Raw genomic sequence first — 16,979 nt, forward strand, 5'->3', positions numbered from 1 at the left:
GTTCACCCGACATAACCTGGAGTAATCGAATTTTTTTTCAGAAAAGCCCGGGTATTTCCCTGATCAAGCGTGTTTTCCATGTTTTCTCTTGTCTGAAAAATCAGACTCGTCATGTCTTTCCACTTCACGCTGTTATGAGATTGCCACTCCACATACTCATCAGGCGAAGCCAGACCCGTTTCGACACCCGACATAATCCTTGTCAATACTTGCCACGTTTTGGATTGCATTTGGTGAAACACTGGATACAGATTTCCAAATGAAGCCAGATTATTGATTGAAGGCTTCAGATCAAAGCTGTCGACTCCGGTCAACGTCATATATTTACGTGACTCATCTTTCAGATGGAAGGCAGCAGCCCCATAGGCTGAAGCGCCACCCGCGCTGGCCAGACCGGAAGAGAGTTTCAAAGCCCCATAAACAGGCCTGAAATCCCCATTGAATTTCGGATGATCTAGCGAGCCATACTCTTTTATTATTCTGGAAGGGGAATGAGCATAGTCAAACATGCCCATTTCGAAACCATCCCGGATCTCCGTTGCAAAACCCGGTTTAACCCCTTGATGCCACATATTCATGAGGCCATCACCTTCTAGATCAGGGATGCTTTCCGGATTGATATTGAAAGTCAGTTTCGCCCTGGATATGACATCAACAGCGGCTTCCAGCAATTCATCCGCAGCCACATCGCTCTGGATGCGCGCCAGCTTTTTAATTTTGCCAATGGCAGAACTCTTATCCGTGTCCTTTCTAGCCATGATGCTGGGGAGCAAATGCAATTTGAAATGGGCCCTGCGCGCATGTTCCGCGTCACTTTCGCCGCTCAAAACGCTACTCAAACCTCTGATCGTCCCCTGTTCATCAACGAAAATCAGCGGACTATTTCCTAGCATTGCGTAAAGATTGATTCCATCGATATCTCGGCCAGGATCGGGACTTGTCCAGCGTTGTAACCACGGCGCGTAATAACGATATCCATAATAGTAAAGACCGGTCGCATCCCGCTCTTTGCCTGAGTAGCGAATCGTTTTGTTTTTCACCGCCAATGCATTTTTACCCGCCCAGCACGCCGTGCCACCAAACGGGTAATAGTGCTCCTGAGTCAAAATCCCCGCACCATCATCCAATTCCAGCGTGCTGGAACCAAGATGATCACTGAGGCTGTAACGCAGTTGGTCGCCTTCCACCCCGCTTGGCCAGTGCAGCAGTCGTACCCGATTGCGCCCGGTGTCGACATTGACGACATGTCGCTCGACACCATCGACTTCGCGATGAATCTCGAGCCCCGGCAGATAACGAACTTCTACCGTCAGCGTCTGACCGGACGCTTGGCTGACAGTCGTTTTACGCAACCGATGCCCCGGCTCGTCGTAGCCATAACACTCGTAGTCATCGCTTTCATCCGCACGCTGCACCAACACAACCCGGCTTAACTCATTGCGTACGTTCCAGTACATGGCCTGACCGCGTTGCAACTCCAACTGATTACCCGCCGCATCAAATCCCAGCGCTATCTCCGCTTCTCCGGGCAAGGAACCATCGTCGCGCTGCGCCAGGATTCGGTTGCTGCGCTGGGAGGTGTACATCGAAAAACCTGGCGCACCGCTGTGATGGCGAGTGATGAGGTTGCCCGCTGCGTCGTAGTCGAATTTCTGCGTGTAGTTGCGCCGTTGATTAGGATCCAGCGGCGTTGGCAGCAGCTCCGGCAAGGCCGGGCCATGACTGGGCTGGCTGACTTCCCAGCCGCTGGCCTCGACCAGTTGATAAAGGCTGTCGTAGCGATACCGACTGACCGGATCGATGCGCTGATTGTTGAGCCAGGACACGGCTTGAGTCTTGTCTTCCAGGCTGATGATGTTGCCCACCGGATCGTAGACGTAATTCAGATCCTGCAACGGAGGATGCGTGCCGACACTGGCGAGCAGTCTGAGCAACCGGCCGTCATCGCGGCTGTATTCGGCGCGGGCGATGACGCCGTTGCCGGCCGTTTCGCTTTCGATCTGACCCTGCGCGTTGTAGCGAATCGCGCTGACCAGGCACTTCGGCTGCCTGCCCTCGCCGGCCTGCAACAGCCAGGTCGCGCAAGCTTGCCCGGCGATGTTGTAATGCTGCGTTCTGAGGTTTCCAACCGCGTCGGTGTGATGCTGCAACTCGCCGGTTGGAGTGAAAGTCTGCCGGGTGACGTAGGTTGTTTCCTCGAGATAGTCATCCCGCCGGTCGGGTTCGAGCGGCCAGTCAGGCGTCTCGAGCTCGATCAAAAAGCGTCGCGACTCCACCACCACTGCACCGCAGAGGCCGTAGCCATCGAAATGCCGATTGCCGGCCGGGTCGTCGTGGCGGATTGGTCGACCGCACTGGTTGTGCTGTGCGTGATCATCGGTGGCTTTTGCATAGGTCCAGCGCTCGACCACGCGAGGCTGCCCGTCGTGCGCCTGCTCGGTGAGGGCTAGCGGTCGCTGCAGATCATCGTATTGGCGGTGACTCTGACTGCCCCGCGCATCCCAGCCAGAACACATCGAGCCCGCTTCATTCAACAGCCGCACCTGCCAACCGGCGTCGACGCTGTCTGTGAGTAAGTCTTGACCGCTCAACGCGTAGATCGTGGCCAGATTCGGCTTGGGCGCAACGCCGTACAAACGCGGATCCCACGACGCTACCTGACGCCCCGCCTCATCAAAAATCTGCCGGGTGATGCGCGATTCGATGTCGGCTTTATCCGGGTGTCGGCAATAGGCAACGCTGCGAACCACCAGTGCGCGCGGGTCAATGACCGACAAGGTCGGAGTGGCGGTGTCATGGCGGGTATTCACGGCTACGCGAGTCCCTGATGTCTATACGCTGAGACTGAACCAGTTTTCTCCATCCCGATACTGTAAGAACTACCAGTTGCATTCAGGTTTGCGCACCCATGCGGTCATTCAGACAGGCTGGCGCGAGGACTGAATAAGCGCTAAGGTCGATAGCGGCAGGTGGCCATCAATCAGGCCCTTTTGATCGCGATATCTTAGGCAACACCCTTCGCAAAAATCAGATGCTTCCTACACCACTTTTGTCGTTTCGCCAGCCCGAACCACGGGGGTTTGCAGGACGATTCCTAGAATATTTTGCCCGCTTGTACCCGAAATATCCTGTAGCTAATCTCCGGTCGTCACTGTTTTGCGGTGACTGGATTCAGTTGTCCGGCCGGCGACTGATCCGCGTGCAGCCGCCGTCCTGCTCGTTTAGTCGCGAAATGGTTGGCTCCCACTTGAAGTCAGGAGTTTACCCATGGAAAAAAATCTTGCCGATCCGCCACTCAGCCTTACCTCAAGCAAGCGGTTCACCGAGGATTTGCTCAAGGATCGCTCTGCACTGTGCCGCGCCGTCGACTCACATCTGGCCGGCAATCAGGTCACGTTGGCGGGACAGAAACGCGTTTACAGCATCAGCGAAGATGTGACGCTGGAGGACGCCCAACTGTATGTTGCCGATCTGCTGCGCTGCGCTTCGGTGACCGTCCATCAATGCGGTGACCAGCTCGGGGGCGCGGATCGGGCCATGGTGTTCTCGGTCTGGCATCTGCTGGAAATGGCCAAGGCGATGATGGACCGCTCGATCGATTGTCTGGGAGCGAAGCAGCACTGAAGCCTGGCACCCATTGCCGCCTGCACTGGCCCCAGCGCAGGCGGCGTTTTTTTGCCGGTGAAAAGGCTTATAGTCCGCCCTCACGCCGCCAATACAGCATCGATCATGAAGCAAACGCCCAGCGACCTCGAACAGATCACCGCCACCACCCTTGGTCACTACAACTCGGTGGCCGAGGATTTCCGTGAAGGCACTCGCGACCACGATGTCAGCCAGAATATCGAGGCCTTGCTGCGTCACATTCACGGTGAAGCACCTTTCACGATTCTCGATTTCGGCTGCGGGCCGGGGCGGGATTTGCAAACCTTCACGCGCATGGGCCACGTCGCGATCGGCCTCGATGGCTCGCAGGAGTTCGCGCGCATGGCCCGCGAAGACAGCGGTTGCGAAGTCTGGCAGCAGGACTTTCTCAAGCTTGATCTGCCGGCCGAGCGCTTCGACGGCATTTTCGCCAACGCCGTGCTGTTTCATGTGCCGCTGCAGGTGTTGCCGCAAGTGCTACGGCAACTGCACGGCACCTTGAAACCGGGTGGAGTGCTGTTCAGTTCCAATCCGCGTGGCGACAACCAAGAGGGCTGGAACGGGCCGCGCTACGGCTCGTATCACGATCTCGAGGCCTGGCGCGGGTTGCTGACGGCGGCGGGGTTTGTCGAGCTGGAGCATTATTACCGGCCTGCGGGCTTGCCGCGCGAACAGCAGCCGTGGCTGGCGAGCGTGTGGCGTCGAGTTGATTGAAGATCAAAAGATCGCAGCCTTCGGCAGCTCCTACGTTGGAATGCGTTTCCCTGTAGGCGCTGCCGAAGGCTGCGATCTTTTGCTTTTGCTTCAGGAAGATTCTTTTTCAGGCTCGCGAATCTTGTACCAGGCCACATACAGCGCCGGCAGGAACAGCAGCGTCAGCAGCGTCGCCACGACAATCCCGCCGATCATTGCGTAGGCCATCGGTCCCCAGAAAACTTCGCGGGCGATCGGGATCATGCCCATGCTCGCTGCCGCTGCGGTCAGCAGGATCGGTCGGCGCCGGTGTTCGGTGGCTTCGACCACCGCGTCCCACGGCGCATAGCCTTTCTGCTCGAACTCATCGATCTGCGTCACCAGAATCACCGAGTTGCGGATGATGATGCCGATCAGCGCGAGAATCCCCAGGATCGCCACGAAGCCCATCGGCGTGCCGGTCGGCACCAGCGCCAGGACCACGCCTATCAACCCCAGCGGCGCCACACTGGCGACCAGGAACATCTTCTGCACGCTGTGCAACTGAATCATCAGGAACGTCGCCATGAGGAACAGCATCAGCGGCAACACCTTGGCAATCGGCCCTTGGGCCTTGCCGCTTTCCTCGACCGTGCCGCCGGTGGCGACCTTGTAGCCGACCGGCAGTTTCGAGGCAAAAGCATCGATCGACGGCTTGAGCAGTTTCACCAGATCGGTCGGCTGAATCTCGTCGCGCACCGAGGCCTTGATGGTAATGGTCGGCAAGCGGTCGCGACGCCAGACCAGCGGTTGTTCCAGTTCATAGCGCACGGTGGCGAACGCCAGCAGCGGAATCGAGGTGCCGCTCGGCGTGACGATCTGCAGGTTCTGCAGGGTTTCCGGGGTACCGCGCTCGGAATCCACGGCGCGACCGACCACGTTGATCAGGTAGATATCGTCATCGACCTGGGTCAACGGTGAGCCGCTGACAATGCTGTTCATCAGGTTGGCCACATCTTCTGACGACAGTCCCAGTTGCCGCGCCTTGTCCTGGGCGATGTCGATGCGCAGGACTTTGCCGGGCTCGTTCCAGTCGTAAATGATCTCGCCGATGTGCGGGTTCTTGTCCAGTTCGGTGGCCAGATCGATGGCGTGTTTGCGCACCTGATCGACGTCTTTGCCGCTGACTCGATACTGAATCGGACGCCCCACCGGCGGGCCCATTTCCAGAGCCTGCACGTAGCTGCCGATGCCGACGAAGTCTTTGTGCAGGCGCTCACGCAAGCGCTGGCTGAGTGCCTCGCGGGCTTCGAAATCCTTGCTGACGATCACCAGTTGCGCGTAGTACGGGTTCTGCAACTGTTGGTCCAGCGGCAGGTAGAAACGGATCGCCCCCTGACCGATGTAAGTGCTCCAGCGCACGATGTCCGGGTCGCCCTTGAGCGTCGCTTCGAGCTTGTCCACCGCCTTGCGGGTTTCGTCGATCGAGGCGTTTTGCGGCAGGTTCAGGTCGACCAGAATTTCCGGGCGGTCGGAAGCGGGGAAGAACTGGTTCTGCACGAAACGCATGCAGAACACCGCCAGCACGAACAACAGCACGGTGACGCCGATCGCCCACCAACGATTGCGCATGGCCCACAACAGACCACCGTTGAAGGCGCGACCGACGCGACCCGGCTCGGCATCGTGGGCCTTCACCTTGTCGCTGAGGATGTGCACGCCAATCACTGGTGCGAAGAACACCGCCACCACCCACGAGACGATCATCGCCACGGCAATCACCGCAAACAGCGTGAACGTATATTCACCCGCCGAACTGGCGTTGAGACCAATGGGCACGAAACCGGCGACGGTCACCAGCGTACCGGTGAGCATCGGGAATGCCGTCGAGGTGTAGGCGAACGTCGCCGCCTGCTCCTTGCTCTCGCCCATTTCCAGGCGCGTAACCATCATTTCCACGGTGATCATCGCGTCGTCCACCAGCAGACCGAGGGCGATGATCAGCGCGCCGAGGGAAATCCGCTGCATGGTGATGCCGCTGTATTCCATGAACACGAAGACCATGGCCAGCACCAGCGGAATCGAGCAGGCCACCACCAGACCGGCGCGCACGCCGAGGCTGATGAAGCTCACCACCAGCACGATGATGACCGCTTCGAACAGCGCGCTGGTGAAACCGCCGACGGCCTCTTCCACCACCACCGCCTGATCGGAAACGGTGTGCACGCCGACGCCGACAGGCAAGTCAGCGGTGAGCTGGTCGATTCGCTCGTGCAGCGCCTTACCGAATTCCTGAACGTTGCCGCCCTTCTGCATGGCAATCGCCAGGCCGATCGCCGGTTTGCCGTCGAAGCGGAATTCCGGTGTCGCCGGGTCGACGTAGCCACGGCTGATCTCGGCGATGTCGGCCAGACGATAGAAGCGATCGTTGAGCTTGAGATTGACCTCGGCCAGATCTTTCTCCGACTCGAACTGGCCCGAGGTGCGCACGGAAATCCGCTCCGGCCCCGCCTCGATCACCCCGGCCGGAGTCACCGCGTTCTGCGATTGCAGGCTCTGCACCACCTGGCGCTGGTCGATACCTAACGCGGCAAGTTTGCGCGTGGAGAAATTCAGGTAAATCGTTTCGTCCTGCTGGCCGACCATTTCGATCTTGCCCAGCCCCGGCACGTTGCGGATCTCGGCCCGCGCCTGTTCCACGTAATCGCGCAACTGGCGCATGGTCAGGCCGTCGGCGGTGAAGGCGTAGACCGAGCCGTACACGTCACCGAACTCATCGTTGAACCCCGGCCCCTGAATGCCCTGGGGAAACTGGCCGCGAATGTCGTCGATCTTCTTGCGCACCTGGTACCAGATTTGCGGAATGTCCTCAGCGCTGGTGGTGTCGCGCAGGTACACGTACACCGTCGATTCGCCGGGGCGGGTGTAGCTTTTCACGTAATCGAGGGAATCGAGCTCTTCGAGTTTTTTCTCGATGCGGTCGGTGACCTGCTTGAGGGTTTCTTCCTGGGTCGCGCCCGGCCATTTGGTCTGGATCACCATGGTCTTGATGGTGAATGACGGGTCTTCTTCGCGGCCGAGATTGAAGTAGGAGAACACCCCCATCAGCAGTCCGACGAACATCAGGTACCAGACGAATGACTGGTGCTTCAAGGCCCATTCGGAGAGGTTGAAAGAGCCTTTCATTGACTGTCCTCGTCAAGTTTTACCGATTGTCCGGGTTTGAGACTGTTGACGCCGGCGCTGACCACGCGCTCGCCGTTTTGCACGCCACCGGCCAGCACCACGCTGTTGTCGCCACGGCTGACCACGCTGACGTCGCGCGGGTTGACGGTTTTGTTCTGCGTGTCGATGACCCAGATCCGGGTTTTACCGTCGGCTTCCTGCAACGCCGTCACCGGCAGTTCGATGCGCGGCTTGATCGCCGAGCTGAGGGTCACGCTGATCGCGGTGCCGAGGCGGAAACCGTCCGGCGTATCCGACAGGGTCAGGCGCGCGCGGCGGGTGCGCGTGGCGCTTTGCGCCTGGGGTTCGATCTCGCGGATGATCGCCGTGGTGTTGATGCTCGGGTCGAGTTGCGCGGCCACCGAGAACACCACGTCGCTGGGCAACTGATCGACCAGCGTATCAGGCAGGTCGATCACCGCTTCCTTGATGTCCGGTTGTGCCAGCGTCACCACTTGTTGCCCAGCGGTCACCACTTGCCCGGCTTCGGCGTTCCACGCGGTGACCACGGCTTTGTGATCGGAGCGCAGCTCGGTGTAGCTCAGTTGATCCTTGCTCTGGCTGACCGCCGCCCGTGCCTGATCGAGCGAGGCCTGAGTGGTTTTCAGATCGGTGTTGGCGACGTCCAGTTGCGCCTGCGCACCGACGCCGCGATCAAACAGCGCTTGCTGACGACGTGCATTGGCCTGGGCGTTGATCAGTTGCGCCTGGATTCTCGCCAGATCGCCCTGGGCCGAGCGCAACTGGTTCTGCTGATCGGACGGATCAAGGGTGGCGAGCAAGGTGCCCTTCTGCACCTCGGCGCCGACATCGACGTTGCGGCTGGCGATGCGTCCACCGACGCGGAAACCGGTGTTGCTCTCGTAACGCGCCTGAATGCTGCCGGCAAAGCGTCCGAGGCTTTCTTCGTTGAGCGCTTTGACCGTGACCGACAGCACCGGGCGTACCGGTTCCGGCGGGGTTTCCTTTTCCGAGCAGGCGCCCAGCAGCAACGCCATGCACAACAGGCCGAGGCGCTTCATGGCTGCGCTCCCGGTTGCAGATCCTTGTAGGTGTTTTCGGCAATCTCGACTTTCATGCCGGGGTGCAGCAACTGACCGCCGGCGACAATGACTTTCTCGCCGCCCTTGAGGCCTTCGCTGATGATCACTTTGCCGGTCAGGTAACGACCGACCGTGACCGTATGCAACTGCGCTTCGCCTTTGTCATCGACCAGCCACACCGCCGGGTCGCTGATGTTTTTTGTCAGCGCCGACCAAGGCAGTTCCACAGCCGATTTGCCGGTGCCTTTGGCGGTGGCGCTGACCACCGAGCCGAGCTGCATGCCCGGCGGCAGTTTGTCGAGGCTGACCTTGACCTGCACGGTGCCCGATTGCGCCGACACCGACGGCGTGATCTCACGCACGGTGCCGGTGGTCTTGATCTCGGGATTGTCGAGCAGGCTGACCACGATCGAACGATCGGACGGACGCTCGGCCAGCAGCGATTCGTAGACATTGAACACCGCGTCGCGGTCGCCATCACGGGCGAGGCTGAAAATCGGCGCGGTGGCCTGCACCACCTGGCCGACTTCGGCCTGGCGCTCGGTGATCACCCCGGGTGCATCGGCGATCAGCGCGGTGTAGCCGAGCTGGTCCTTGGCGTTCGCCAGTTCCGCCTGCGCCGCGCTCAATGCGCTCTGACTGCTGCGCAGCGCGGCTTGTGCCGAATCGTATTCGCTCTGGCTGGTGTAGCCCTTGGGCAGGAGTTTTTGCTGACGCACGAAAGCGGCTGCCGCTTGCTTCACGCGGGCCTGTTCGGCGACGACCTGGGCCTGAGCGGAATCGACGTTGGTCTGCAGATCCTTCGGATCGAGTTTGGTCAGCACCTGTTTGGCCGTGACGCGGTCGCCGACATCGACCATGCGCTGGATGATTTTGCCGCCGACGCGAAATGACAGCTGGGTCTGCACCCGCGCCTGCACATCACCGGTGAGGGTCACCGCTGCGGCGTAGTTGGCCGGTTCGACCTCTTGCACAAAGACCCGTGGCAAGTATTCCTCAGCAGGCTTCTTGTCGCCGCAAGCGGTGAGCAACGCCATGGCGCTCACGGCCATCAGCACTTTCAATCCGGGACCCGCCATGCACACTCCTTGGCCTTAAATGCTGCTGTCGAGACGATACGACTTCAGAGCTTAGAACAGGGTTCCACGGTTGCGGACGCCAACACCAGATTTATCTCATTAAAGGTATGCTCCCCGCGTATCGCAGTGACCCGGAGAAGGATTTCATGCTCAACACCCTGGCCGTGGCCAATTACCGCTCGATCAACAAACTGGTGATTCCGCTCGGGCGCCTGAACCTGATTACCGGGCCAAACGGCAGCGGCAAGTCCAACCTCTACCGCGCCTTGCGCCTGCTGGCGGAAACCGCCCAGGGCGGTGTGGTCAATGCACTGGCGCGTGAGGGCGGGCTGGAATCGACGTTCTGGGCCGGGCCGGAAACCATCAGCCGACGCATGCGCAACGGTGAAGTGGCGATCGAGCCGACGGTGCGCCAAGGCGTGAAAAGGTTGCGCTTGGGATTCGCCGGCGAGGATTTCAGTTACGCCATCGGCCTGGGCCTGCCGGAGCCGAGCACTTCATGCTTTTCCCTCGACCCGGAAATCAAGCGTGAGTGCATCTGGGCCGGCCCGGTGTTTCGCCCGGCAAGCCTGCTGGTCGACCGCAACGGCCCGATGATCCGCGCCCGCGAAGGTCGCGCCTGGGATGTACTGGCGCAACACACACCGAACTTCGATAGCCTGTTCGATCAGGTCGGCAATCTGCGCAGCTCGCCGGAAGTGTTTCAGATGCGCGAATTCATCCGGCGCTGGCGCTTTTATGATCACTTTCGCAGCGATGCCGACGCGCCGGTGCGTCAGCCGCAACTGGGCACGCGCACGCCCGTCCTGCACCACGATGGCCGTGATCTGGCGGCGGCCTTGCAGACAATTATCGAGATTGGCGATCCGCAAGCACTGAGCGCGGCGATCAGCGATGCGTTTCCCGGCGCGCGGCTGAATATCGCACTGTTGGCCGGTGGCCGTTTCGCTATCGAGTTTTATCAGGAAGGCTTGTTGCGACCGCTGTCAGCGGCAGAACTGTCGGACGGCACTTTGCGTTATCTGCTGCTGATCGCCGCCCTGCTGACCCCACGACCGCCATCGCTGATGGTGCTCAACGAACCGGAAACCAGCCTGCACCCGGACCTGCTGCCGGCGCTGGCGCGGCTGATCATTCGCGCTTCGGAGCAGTGTCAGGTGTGGGTGGTGTCACATGCGCGACGATTGATCTCGGCGTTGCAGGAAGACCCGGAATGCAATTGCATCGTGCTGGAGAAGACGCTGGGCCAGACCGGGATTGTCGGGCAGCGGGTGCTGGATGAGCCGGCGTGGCAGTGGCCGGATTGAGGGTGCCAGCGAAAAGCCCCTCACCCTAACCCTCTCCCAGAGGGAGAGGGGACTTCACCGAGTTGTTTGCGAGAGTTACGCCGACCTGAAAGCCTGAAGTCGAACCTGATTTTGAAAAGCCCAGACATCGGCTCCCTCTCCCTTGGGAGAGGGCTGGGGTGAGGGGCGAGCCTCACCGCTGATCCAACGGGCAATCACCCCAACCACTTGCCCCCTTCACCAATCACACTCTCAGGCCGGGTGTCATCACTCAGCTCTTTGCGCACATATTGGGTGACCGAATTTTGCTTAGCCCATCTGGGCTGCCCACATTCATCTCGCTTAAACATTATTCTGCGGGTTTGCCGGGAAGGAATAAGACGGCTATTTTTCCTTGCGCTGTAGGACGGATCTTTTTTTCAGGAAAGACCTCCAAGGACCCACAGCTTTTGGCCAGACTCTCCGGCCCATCCACCACAAGGAAGAACAACATGGACGTAAAAGTGCCGCAGCGGCTGGATCCGCAGGACATTGTGAAATTGCTCAGGGCGTTGCGCCGGGCGTTGAAGACTACAGCGTAAGTCGAAAGCCCCTCACCCCAACCCTCTCCCGAAGGGAGAGGGGGCCGACCGTGGTGTCTTTCGTCGTACATCGACCTGACGAACCGAGTCGATTATGGATTCAGCGACGCACGAACAGGTCGGCGGGCCTCTACAGCATCCCCCAATCGGTCCCCTCTCCCTCTGGGAGAGGGCTAGGGTGAGGGGCTTTTCAAGACACACAAAAACGCCGATGACCATCACTGGCCATCGGCGTTTTCACGTCTGAAGCGGATTCACTCAAGCGTCAGATCAGAACGCCGGCAATACCGCGCCGCTGTACTTCTTCTCGATGAAGGCTTTGACTTCCGGGCTGGTCAGGGCCTTGGCCAGTTTCTGGATCGCGTCACTGTTCTTGTTGTCCTCACGGGCCACCAGGAAGTTCACGTATGGCGAGTCAGCGCCTTCAATCACCAGCGCATCTTTCTGCGGGTTGAGCTTGGCTTCCAGCGCGTAGTTGGTATTGATCATGTCCAGATCAACTTCTTTCAGCACGCGCGGCAGCAGCGCCGATTCCAGTTCCTTGAACTTGAAGTTGTGCGGGTTCTTGGCGATGTCTTTCGGCGTTGCCAGAGCGTTTTTCGGATCTTTCAGCTCGATCAGACCGGCCTTCTGCAGCAGGATCAGCGCACGGCCGCTGTTGCTGCCTTCGTTCGGGATGGCGATGGTGGCGCCATCCGGCAGTTCAGCCAAGGTTTTGTACTTGCTCGAGTAGCCACCGAACGGTTCAACGTGTACGCCCTGCACGGTCACCAGGTACTTGGATTTGTCATCCTTGTATTTGCCCTGGTTGAAGCTGTCCAGATACGGCTTGGTCTGGAAGTAGTTGGCGTCCAGACGCTTCTCGCCAACCTGTACGTTCGGCTGCACGTAATCGGTGAAGACCTTGATTTCCAGATCGACGCCTTCTTTGGCCAGGGTCGGTTTGATCAGCTCAAGGATTTCAGCGTGGGGCACCGGCGTTGCGGCAACCACCAGTTTCTCGCCGGCGTTGGCGAAAGAAGCCGTCAGCGCAGCCGCCAATGCGGTAAACAACAGAACCTTTTTCATGCAGTGTCCTTATCGAAAATCACGGTCGTCATCGACGACGGCATTTAATACGTGTGCCAGTGAAGTGATATCGCTGGCGTGAGGCGGACAATACCCGGATTTTTTATTCCCGGACAATAACGTTTATTCAGCTTCATATTCCATTTTGTTCATGCTGAAGAAAATGCTTATACCGCCTCGCTCAAGCGAATCAGCCAATCTTTCAAGGCCTTACGCTCTGCACTGCTACCGCCGATGTGGGTCTGCCTCACCAGACGTTCGATCTGAACCTGCGGCGCAGACGCGTCAGGCAGGTTCAGATGTTCCGGCAGGATCTCGTCGCCGGTGCTGACCAGCAGGGCAAAGTGGATGACGTTTTCCAGTTCGCGAGTGTTGCCCGGCCAACTGTGTTGTTCGAGCGCATGTTGCGCCGCTTCGCTGATCAGCGGTACGGGCAGGTCAAGACGCTGGCTGTAGATGCCAAGGAAATACTCGGCGAGCGAGAGAATGTCGCCAGTCCGCGCGCGCAACGCCGGCAGCTCCAGATGACCCTCGCTGAGATAGTGATAGAGACGCTCGTGGAATTTCCCGGCGTCCACGGCCTGGGCCAGATCGATGCTGGTCGCCGCCACCAGACGCACATCCACGGGGCTCGGCTGATGCGCACCGACGCGGGTGACTTCGTGATTTTCCAGCGCCGCGAGCAGCTTGACCTGAATCGGCAGCGGCAAATCGCCGATCTCATCCAGGTACAAGGTGCCGCCGTTGGCCGAACCGAACCAGCCGGCGCGGCTGCTGGCCGAACCGCTGTAACTGCCGGCGGCGTAGCCGAACAGCTCGGCGTCGGCGTAGGTCGGGCTGATCGCGCCGCAGTTCACCGAAACGAACAGACCGCTGCGGTCACTGGCGCGATGGATATGCCGGGCGAGCAGCTCTTTACCGGTGCCAGTCTCACCGCGAATCAACACTGAAATCGAACGGGGAGCCAACTGCTCCAACTCCTCGCGCAATTGCCGCGAGCGTGGGTCGACGAACACCAGCGCCTTGGCGCGAATGCTCAGGGGGCTCTTTTCCGCATCGGGAAAGGTCAGCAAGGGCTGACCGAAGGTTTCAAAACTCATGGCAGGCTCCCGCCCAAAACCGCCAGCCGACGGGGGCGTTGAAAAATTAGATCAGGCGCGACGGCGGGCGTGGTCTTCCAGGCGGTTTTGCAGGCGATAGAGATAGGCGAAACCCTGCTCCCAACGCTGATGCCCGGACTTGACGTTGATGTGCCCGGCACCGGCAAGAATCCCCGCCTCCGCCCCCCAGTTGCGTGCCAGTTTGAGCGCGCGCGGGGCACTGACGGCGGCGTCGTTGTCGGAGCTGACGACCTGACTGGGAAACGGCAAAAGATCCGTCGGGATCGGCGCGAAATTGCGCAGTGCCGGCGCACATGCAGGACGCTCGACATCGGCCGGCGCAACCAGCAACGCCCCGCGCACCTGACGCAGGTATTGCAGCGGCGCAGTCGCCGCCCAGTGGGCAACGGTGATGCAGCCGAGGCTGTGAGCGATGAGAATGACCGGCGTGCTGTCGGCGGCAATCGCTTCGGCCAGCGCGGCGACCCAGTCCTCACGACGCGGCGTCAGCCAATCGGCCTGTTCCACCCGTGCGCTGTTCGGCAGGCTGTTCTGCCAATGGCTTTGCCAATGATCTTCTGGCGATCCTTGCCAGCCCGGCACAATCAGGTAGCGGATTGATTCGTTGCGCATGGGGAAGCTCTCCTGCGTCGTGTCTGTTCCGGGTCGAGTATAGGGAGATGAGTTATATTCGTTAAGGAATAAGAAGCTATTTATTAAGACCTGTATCGAATATGTGATCTGTGTAGGGCATGAGATTCTTCCCCCTCACCCCAGCCCTCTCCCCCAAGGAGCGAGGGGGAAAGGGAGCTGATCTTCAGGCTCTTCAAATCTTGAGTTCGACTGGATTTCTCATATCGGTGTATAGCCGCCAGACAACCCGGTCAGTCCCCTCTCCCTCCGGGAGAGGGCTAGGGTGAGGGGCTTTTCAAAAACTGAACGCAAAAAAAGGGCCGCACCCTGCCAAGGAGACGGCCCCGGAAAAACGAAATCTGTCACCGCGCAGTAATCACCGACAACTTGGTAATCCCCGCCCGTTCGATCGAAGCCATGGCTCGCGCCACTTCGCCGTAATTCACCCCGTCATCGGCCTGCAATTGCACGCGCACCTCCGGGTCCTTGGCTTTGGCCGACTTGAGGTTGAATTCGAGCAAGTCGGGCTGAATCTCGTCCTTGTTGATAAACAGTTTGCCGACGCCGTCGATGCTCACCACCAGCGGATCCTTCTGCTCGACCGGTGCCACCGCTTCGGTCTTCGGCAGGTTGATCGGGATCGCGTTGGTCAGCAGCGGCGCGGTGACGATAAACACCACCAGCAGCACCAGCATCACGTCTACCAGCGGCGTCACGTTGATTTCGCTGAGCACCTCATCCGTGTCTTGCGTGGAGAAGGCCATATCAGGACGCCTCCTTCACTTTTGCCGCGTTGCCCGACGTTGCCACTTTGTGTGCGGTCGGGTGGATCAGCACGCGGAACGCGCTCTTCTGCGCCAGGCTGTAGAAGTCGTGGGCAAAGTCATCGAGATCCGCGGCGGTCAGTTTCAGCCTTCGCAAAAAATAGTTGTAAACCAGCACCGCCGGCACCGCGACGGCGATCCCCACGCCGGTCGCGACGAGTGCCGCACCGATCGGGCCGGCCACCGTTTCCAGGCTCGCCGAACCGGCGGCGCTGATGCCTTTCAAGGCCTCCATGATTCCCCACACCGTGCCAAACAGACCAATGAACGGCGAGGTGCTGCCGATACTCGCGACAACCGCCAGACCGGTTTCCAGCGAACGCCGTTCGCGGACGATCTGCTGGCGCAAGGCACGCTCGAGGCGATCCTGATGGTTGATCGCCTGGCTCAGATCATTCGCCTGCGGCGCCTCGCCCACCTGGATCGCTGCATAGCCAGCCTGCGCCACTCGCGCTGCGGCGCCGGGCTGGGTTTCGCTCAACTCTGCCGCGGCATCCAGACTCGACGCCGCCCAGAAACGTTTGTGAAAGCGCCGATCCTGCGCTTTCAGACGACCGAACTGCACAGCCTTGAGCAACGCCAGGCCCCAAGTGGCAACGGAAAAAACCACCAGCAGCCAGATCACCGCGCTTTCGATGGATTCCAGTGGAGATGCCAGTAACGTCATGATGTGTTCCCTCGTGTAAACATTTCGCGCGAATTTGGTTTCGGTTTAATGAATCTTGAAATCGATGGGCACGCTGACCCAGCCGTCCTGGGCGACATCACCCTGCTTGGCCGGGACGAAACTCCAGCGCTTGACGGCATTCAGCGCCGCATCGTCGAGCTGTTGCCGACCACTGCTTTTGGCAATCTGGATCTCGCCCGGTTTGCCGCTGGCCAACACATGCACCCGTAACAACACCGTGCCTTCCCAACCGCGCCGCTGGGCCAGCGACGGGTATTCCGGCGCCGGATTTTTCAGATACGCAGCGTTGGCTGAAGCCGGAGTAACAGGCGCCGGTGCCGGTGGCGCAGGAGGCGCTGGAGCGGCGACCGGGGCTGCGGGTTTCGCTGGCGCTGGCGGTTGCTCTACTGCCTTCGGCGCCGGTTTGGGCGGCGGTTTCACCACCGGTTTGGGTTTGGCGATCGGCTTGGGCGGCGGCGGTTTCACCGCCAACTCGTCCTCCACTGGCGGTGGCGGCTCGACCACGGGCGCCGGTGGTGGCGGCGCAACAACCGGCGGCGCGGGCGGAGCCGGGCGAGAAAACTCGATAGTCATCGGCGGAATTTCCGGCGGTACCACCGGCAGCACTGGCGTCGGTTTCTGGCTGACCCAATAAATCACCGCACCGTGCACAATCAACGCGAGCACACCGAGCAGAAGGGTTTCGCGCCGACTCAAAATGCCCTTGGGCGCACGCTGCAAACGCAACTGCCCCAACGGCACCCGGTGCGGCCGGCCAAGATCGACCAGTTCGCCACTCGGCGTGTGCCGCCACAGCAATTCCCCTGCGCTGGCGGCGGTCTGGACATTGCCCATTGTTCAACTCCCTGCGGTCTCTTTCCGTTCTACGAGCCAAAGCGATCGACCCGCCATTCTTGAAGCCCCCACGGCGTAGTCGATGGGGCAATCATTGGCTGTGGACGCTTATCACCGAAAGTAATCTTTAACGTTATCCATAGGCCTTCAAGGAATATACAAATCGTCCGTTTTTACCGAAGCCGCGCACTACAAGGCCTGCAGCGATCTGCCATAAACGCCATGCTTTTACGGCATGAAAAGTATTCGGCTACGGCATCCGTTAACGCCTTAAAAGGCTGGTTTTGGTTCGCTGAATGCC

Annotated in this window: 13 protein-coding genes; 3 read left to right on the plus strand and 10 right to left on the minus strand. The window is 59.9% G+C overall.

What is annotated here, in order from left to right:
• Positions 1-2: 2 nt before the first annotated feature.
• Positions 3-2,810, minus strand: coding sequence for an RHS repeat-associated core domain-containing protein (locus J2Y39_RS20660; RefSeq protein ID WP_310219411.1), 2,808 nt, complete (start codon positions 2,808-2,810; stop codon positions 3-5).
• A 457-nt stretch (positions 2,811-3,267) separates the two neighbouring features.
• On the opposite strand from J2Y39_RS20660, the gene J2Y39_RS20665 reads away from it, so the two are divergent.
• Positions 3,268-3,624, plus strand: a complete 357-nt coding sequence (locus J2Y39_RS20665) for a DUF6124 family protein (RefSeq protein ID WP_041477463.1) — start codon at positions 3,268-3,270, stop codon at positions 3,622-3,624.
• A 105-nt stretch (positions 3,625-3,729) separates the two neighbouring features.
• The gene (locus J2Y39_RS20670) at positions 3,730-4,359 is read left to right on the plus strand and encodes a bifunctional 2-polyprenyl-6-hydroxyphenol methylase/3-demethylubiquinol 3-O-methyltransferase UbiG (protein WP_056787053.1); all 630 of its coding nucleotides are present in this window, start codon (positions 3,730-3,732) and stop codon (positions 4,357-4,359) included.
• Positions 4,360-4,449: 90 nt separating this feature from the next.
• Here the strand turns inward: J2Y39_RS20670 and J2Y39_RS20675 are convergent, their stop codons facing one another.
• Genes J2Y39_RS20675 through J2Y39_RS20685 form a run of 3 tightly spaced genes read right to left on the minus strand, consistent with a single transcriptional unit; the run spans position 4,450 to position 9,664 of the window.
• The gene (locus J2Y39_RS20675) at positions 4,450-7,503 is read right to left on the minus strand and encodes an efflux RND transporter permease subunit (protein ID WP_056787048.1); all 3,054 of its coding nucleotides are present in this window, start codon (positions 7,501-7,503) and stop codon (positions 4,450-4,452) included.
• A complete protein-coding gene (locus J2Y39_RS20680) occupies positions 7,500-8,564 on the minus strand; it encodes an efflux RND transporter periplasmic adaptor subunit (RefSeq protein WP_041477460.1) in 1,065 nt (354 codons plus the stop codon). The genes J2Y39_RS20675 and J2Y39_RS20680 overlap by 4 nt, the downstream gene beginning before the upstream one ends.
• Positions 8,561-9,664 carry an efflux RND transporter periplasmic adaptor subunit gene (locus J2Y39_RS20685; RefSeq protein ID WP_310219414.1) on the minus strand — a complete coding sequence of 368 codons (1,104 nt, stop codon included), beginning with the start codon at positions 9,662-9,664 and terminating at the stop codon, positions 8,561-8,563. Before J2Y39_RS20685 ends, J2Y39_RS20680 begins: the two co-directional genes overlap by 4 nt.
• A 146-nt stretch (positions 9,665-9,810) precedes the next feature.
• On the opposite strand from J2Y39_RS20685, the gene J2Y39_RS20690 reads away from it, so the two are divergent.
• Positions 9,811-10,971 (plus strand): AAA family ATPase, encoded by a 1,161-nt coding sequence (locus tag J2Y39_RS20690; protein WP_056787044.1) that lies wholly within the window; start codon positions 9,811-9,813, stop codon positions 10,969-10,971.
• An 830-nt stretch (positions 10,972-11,801) separates the two neighbouring features.
• Here J2Y39_RS20690 and J2Y39_RS20695 read toward each other — a convergent pair.
• From J2Y39_RS20695 to J2Y39_RS20720, 6 genes are all read right to left on the minus strand, one after another.
• The gene (locus tag J2Y39_RS20695; protein WP_041477458.1) at positions 11,802-12,599 is read right to left on the minus strand and encodes a MetQ/NlpA family ABC transporter substrate-binding protein; all 798 of its coding nucleotides are present in this window, start codon (positions 12,597-12,599) and stop codon (positions 11,802-11,804) included.
• A gap of 167 nt (positions 12,600-12,766) precedes the next feature.
• Positions 12,767-13,699, minus strand: coding sequence for a sigma 54-interacting transcriptional regulator (locus J2Y39_RS20700; RefSeq protein ID WP_310219417.1), 933 nt, complete (start codon positions 13,697-13,699; stop codon positions 12,767-12,769).
• A gap of 51 nt (positions 13,700-13,750) precedes the next feature.
• Positions 13,751-14,332 carry an alpha/beta hydrolase gene (locus tag J2Y39_RS20705; RefSeq protein ID WP_310219419.1) on the minus strand — a complete coding sequence of 194 codons (582 nt, stop codon included), beginning with the start codon at positions 14,330-14,332 and terminating at the stop codon, positions 13,751-13,753.
• A 362-nt stretch (positions 14,333-14,694) separates the two neighbouring features.
• Positions 14,695-15,096: a biopolymer transporter ExbD gene (locus J2Y39_RS20710; protein WP_056787038.1), complete on the minus strand. Its 402-nt coding sequence runs from the start codon at positions 15,094-15,096 to the stop codon at positions 14,695-14,697.
• A gap of 1 nt (position 15,097) precedes the next feature.
• Positions 15,098-15,823 carry a MotA/TolQ/ExbB proton channel family protein gene (locus tag J2Y39_RS20715; RefSeq protein ID WP_041477454.1) on the minus strand — a complete coding sequence of 242 codons (726 nt, stop codon included), beginning with the start codon at positions 15,821-15,823 and terminating at the stop codon, positions 15,098-15,100.
• A 45-nt stretch (positions 15,824-15,868) separates the two neighbouring features.
• The gene (locus J2Y39_RS20720; RefSeq protein ID WP_236168243.1) at positions 15,869-16,678 is read right to left on the minus strand and encodes an energy transducer TonB; all 810 of its coding nucleotides are present in this window, start codon (positions 16,676-16,678) and stop codon (positions 15,869-15,871) included.
• Positions 16,679-16,979: the final 301 nt, after the last annotated feature.

Source organism: Pseudomonas sp. 2957 (assembly GCF_031456345.1).
In the GTDB taxonomy this organism is placed as follows: Bacteria; Pseudomonadota; Gammaproteobacteria; order Pseudomonadales; family Pseudomonadaceae; genus Aquipseudomonas; species Aquipseudomonas siliginis.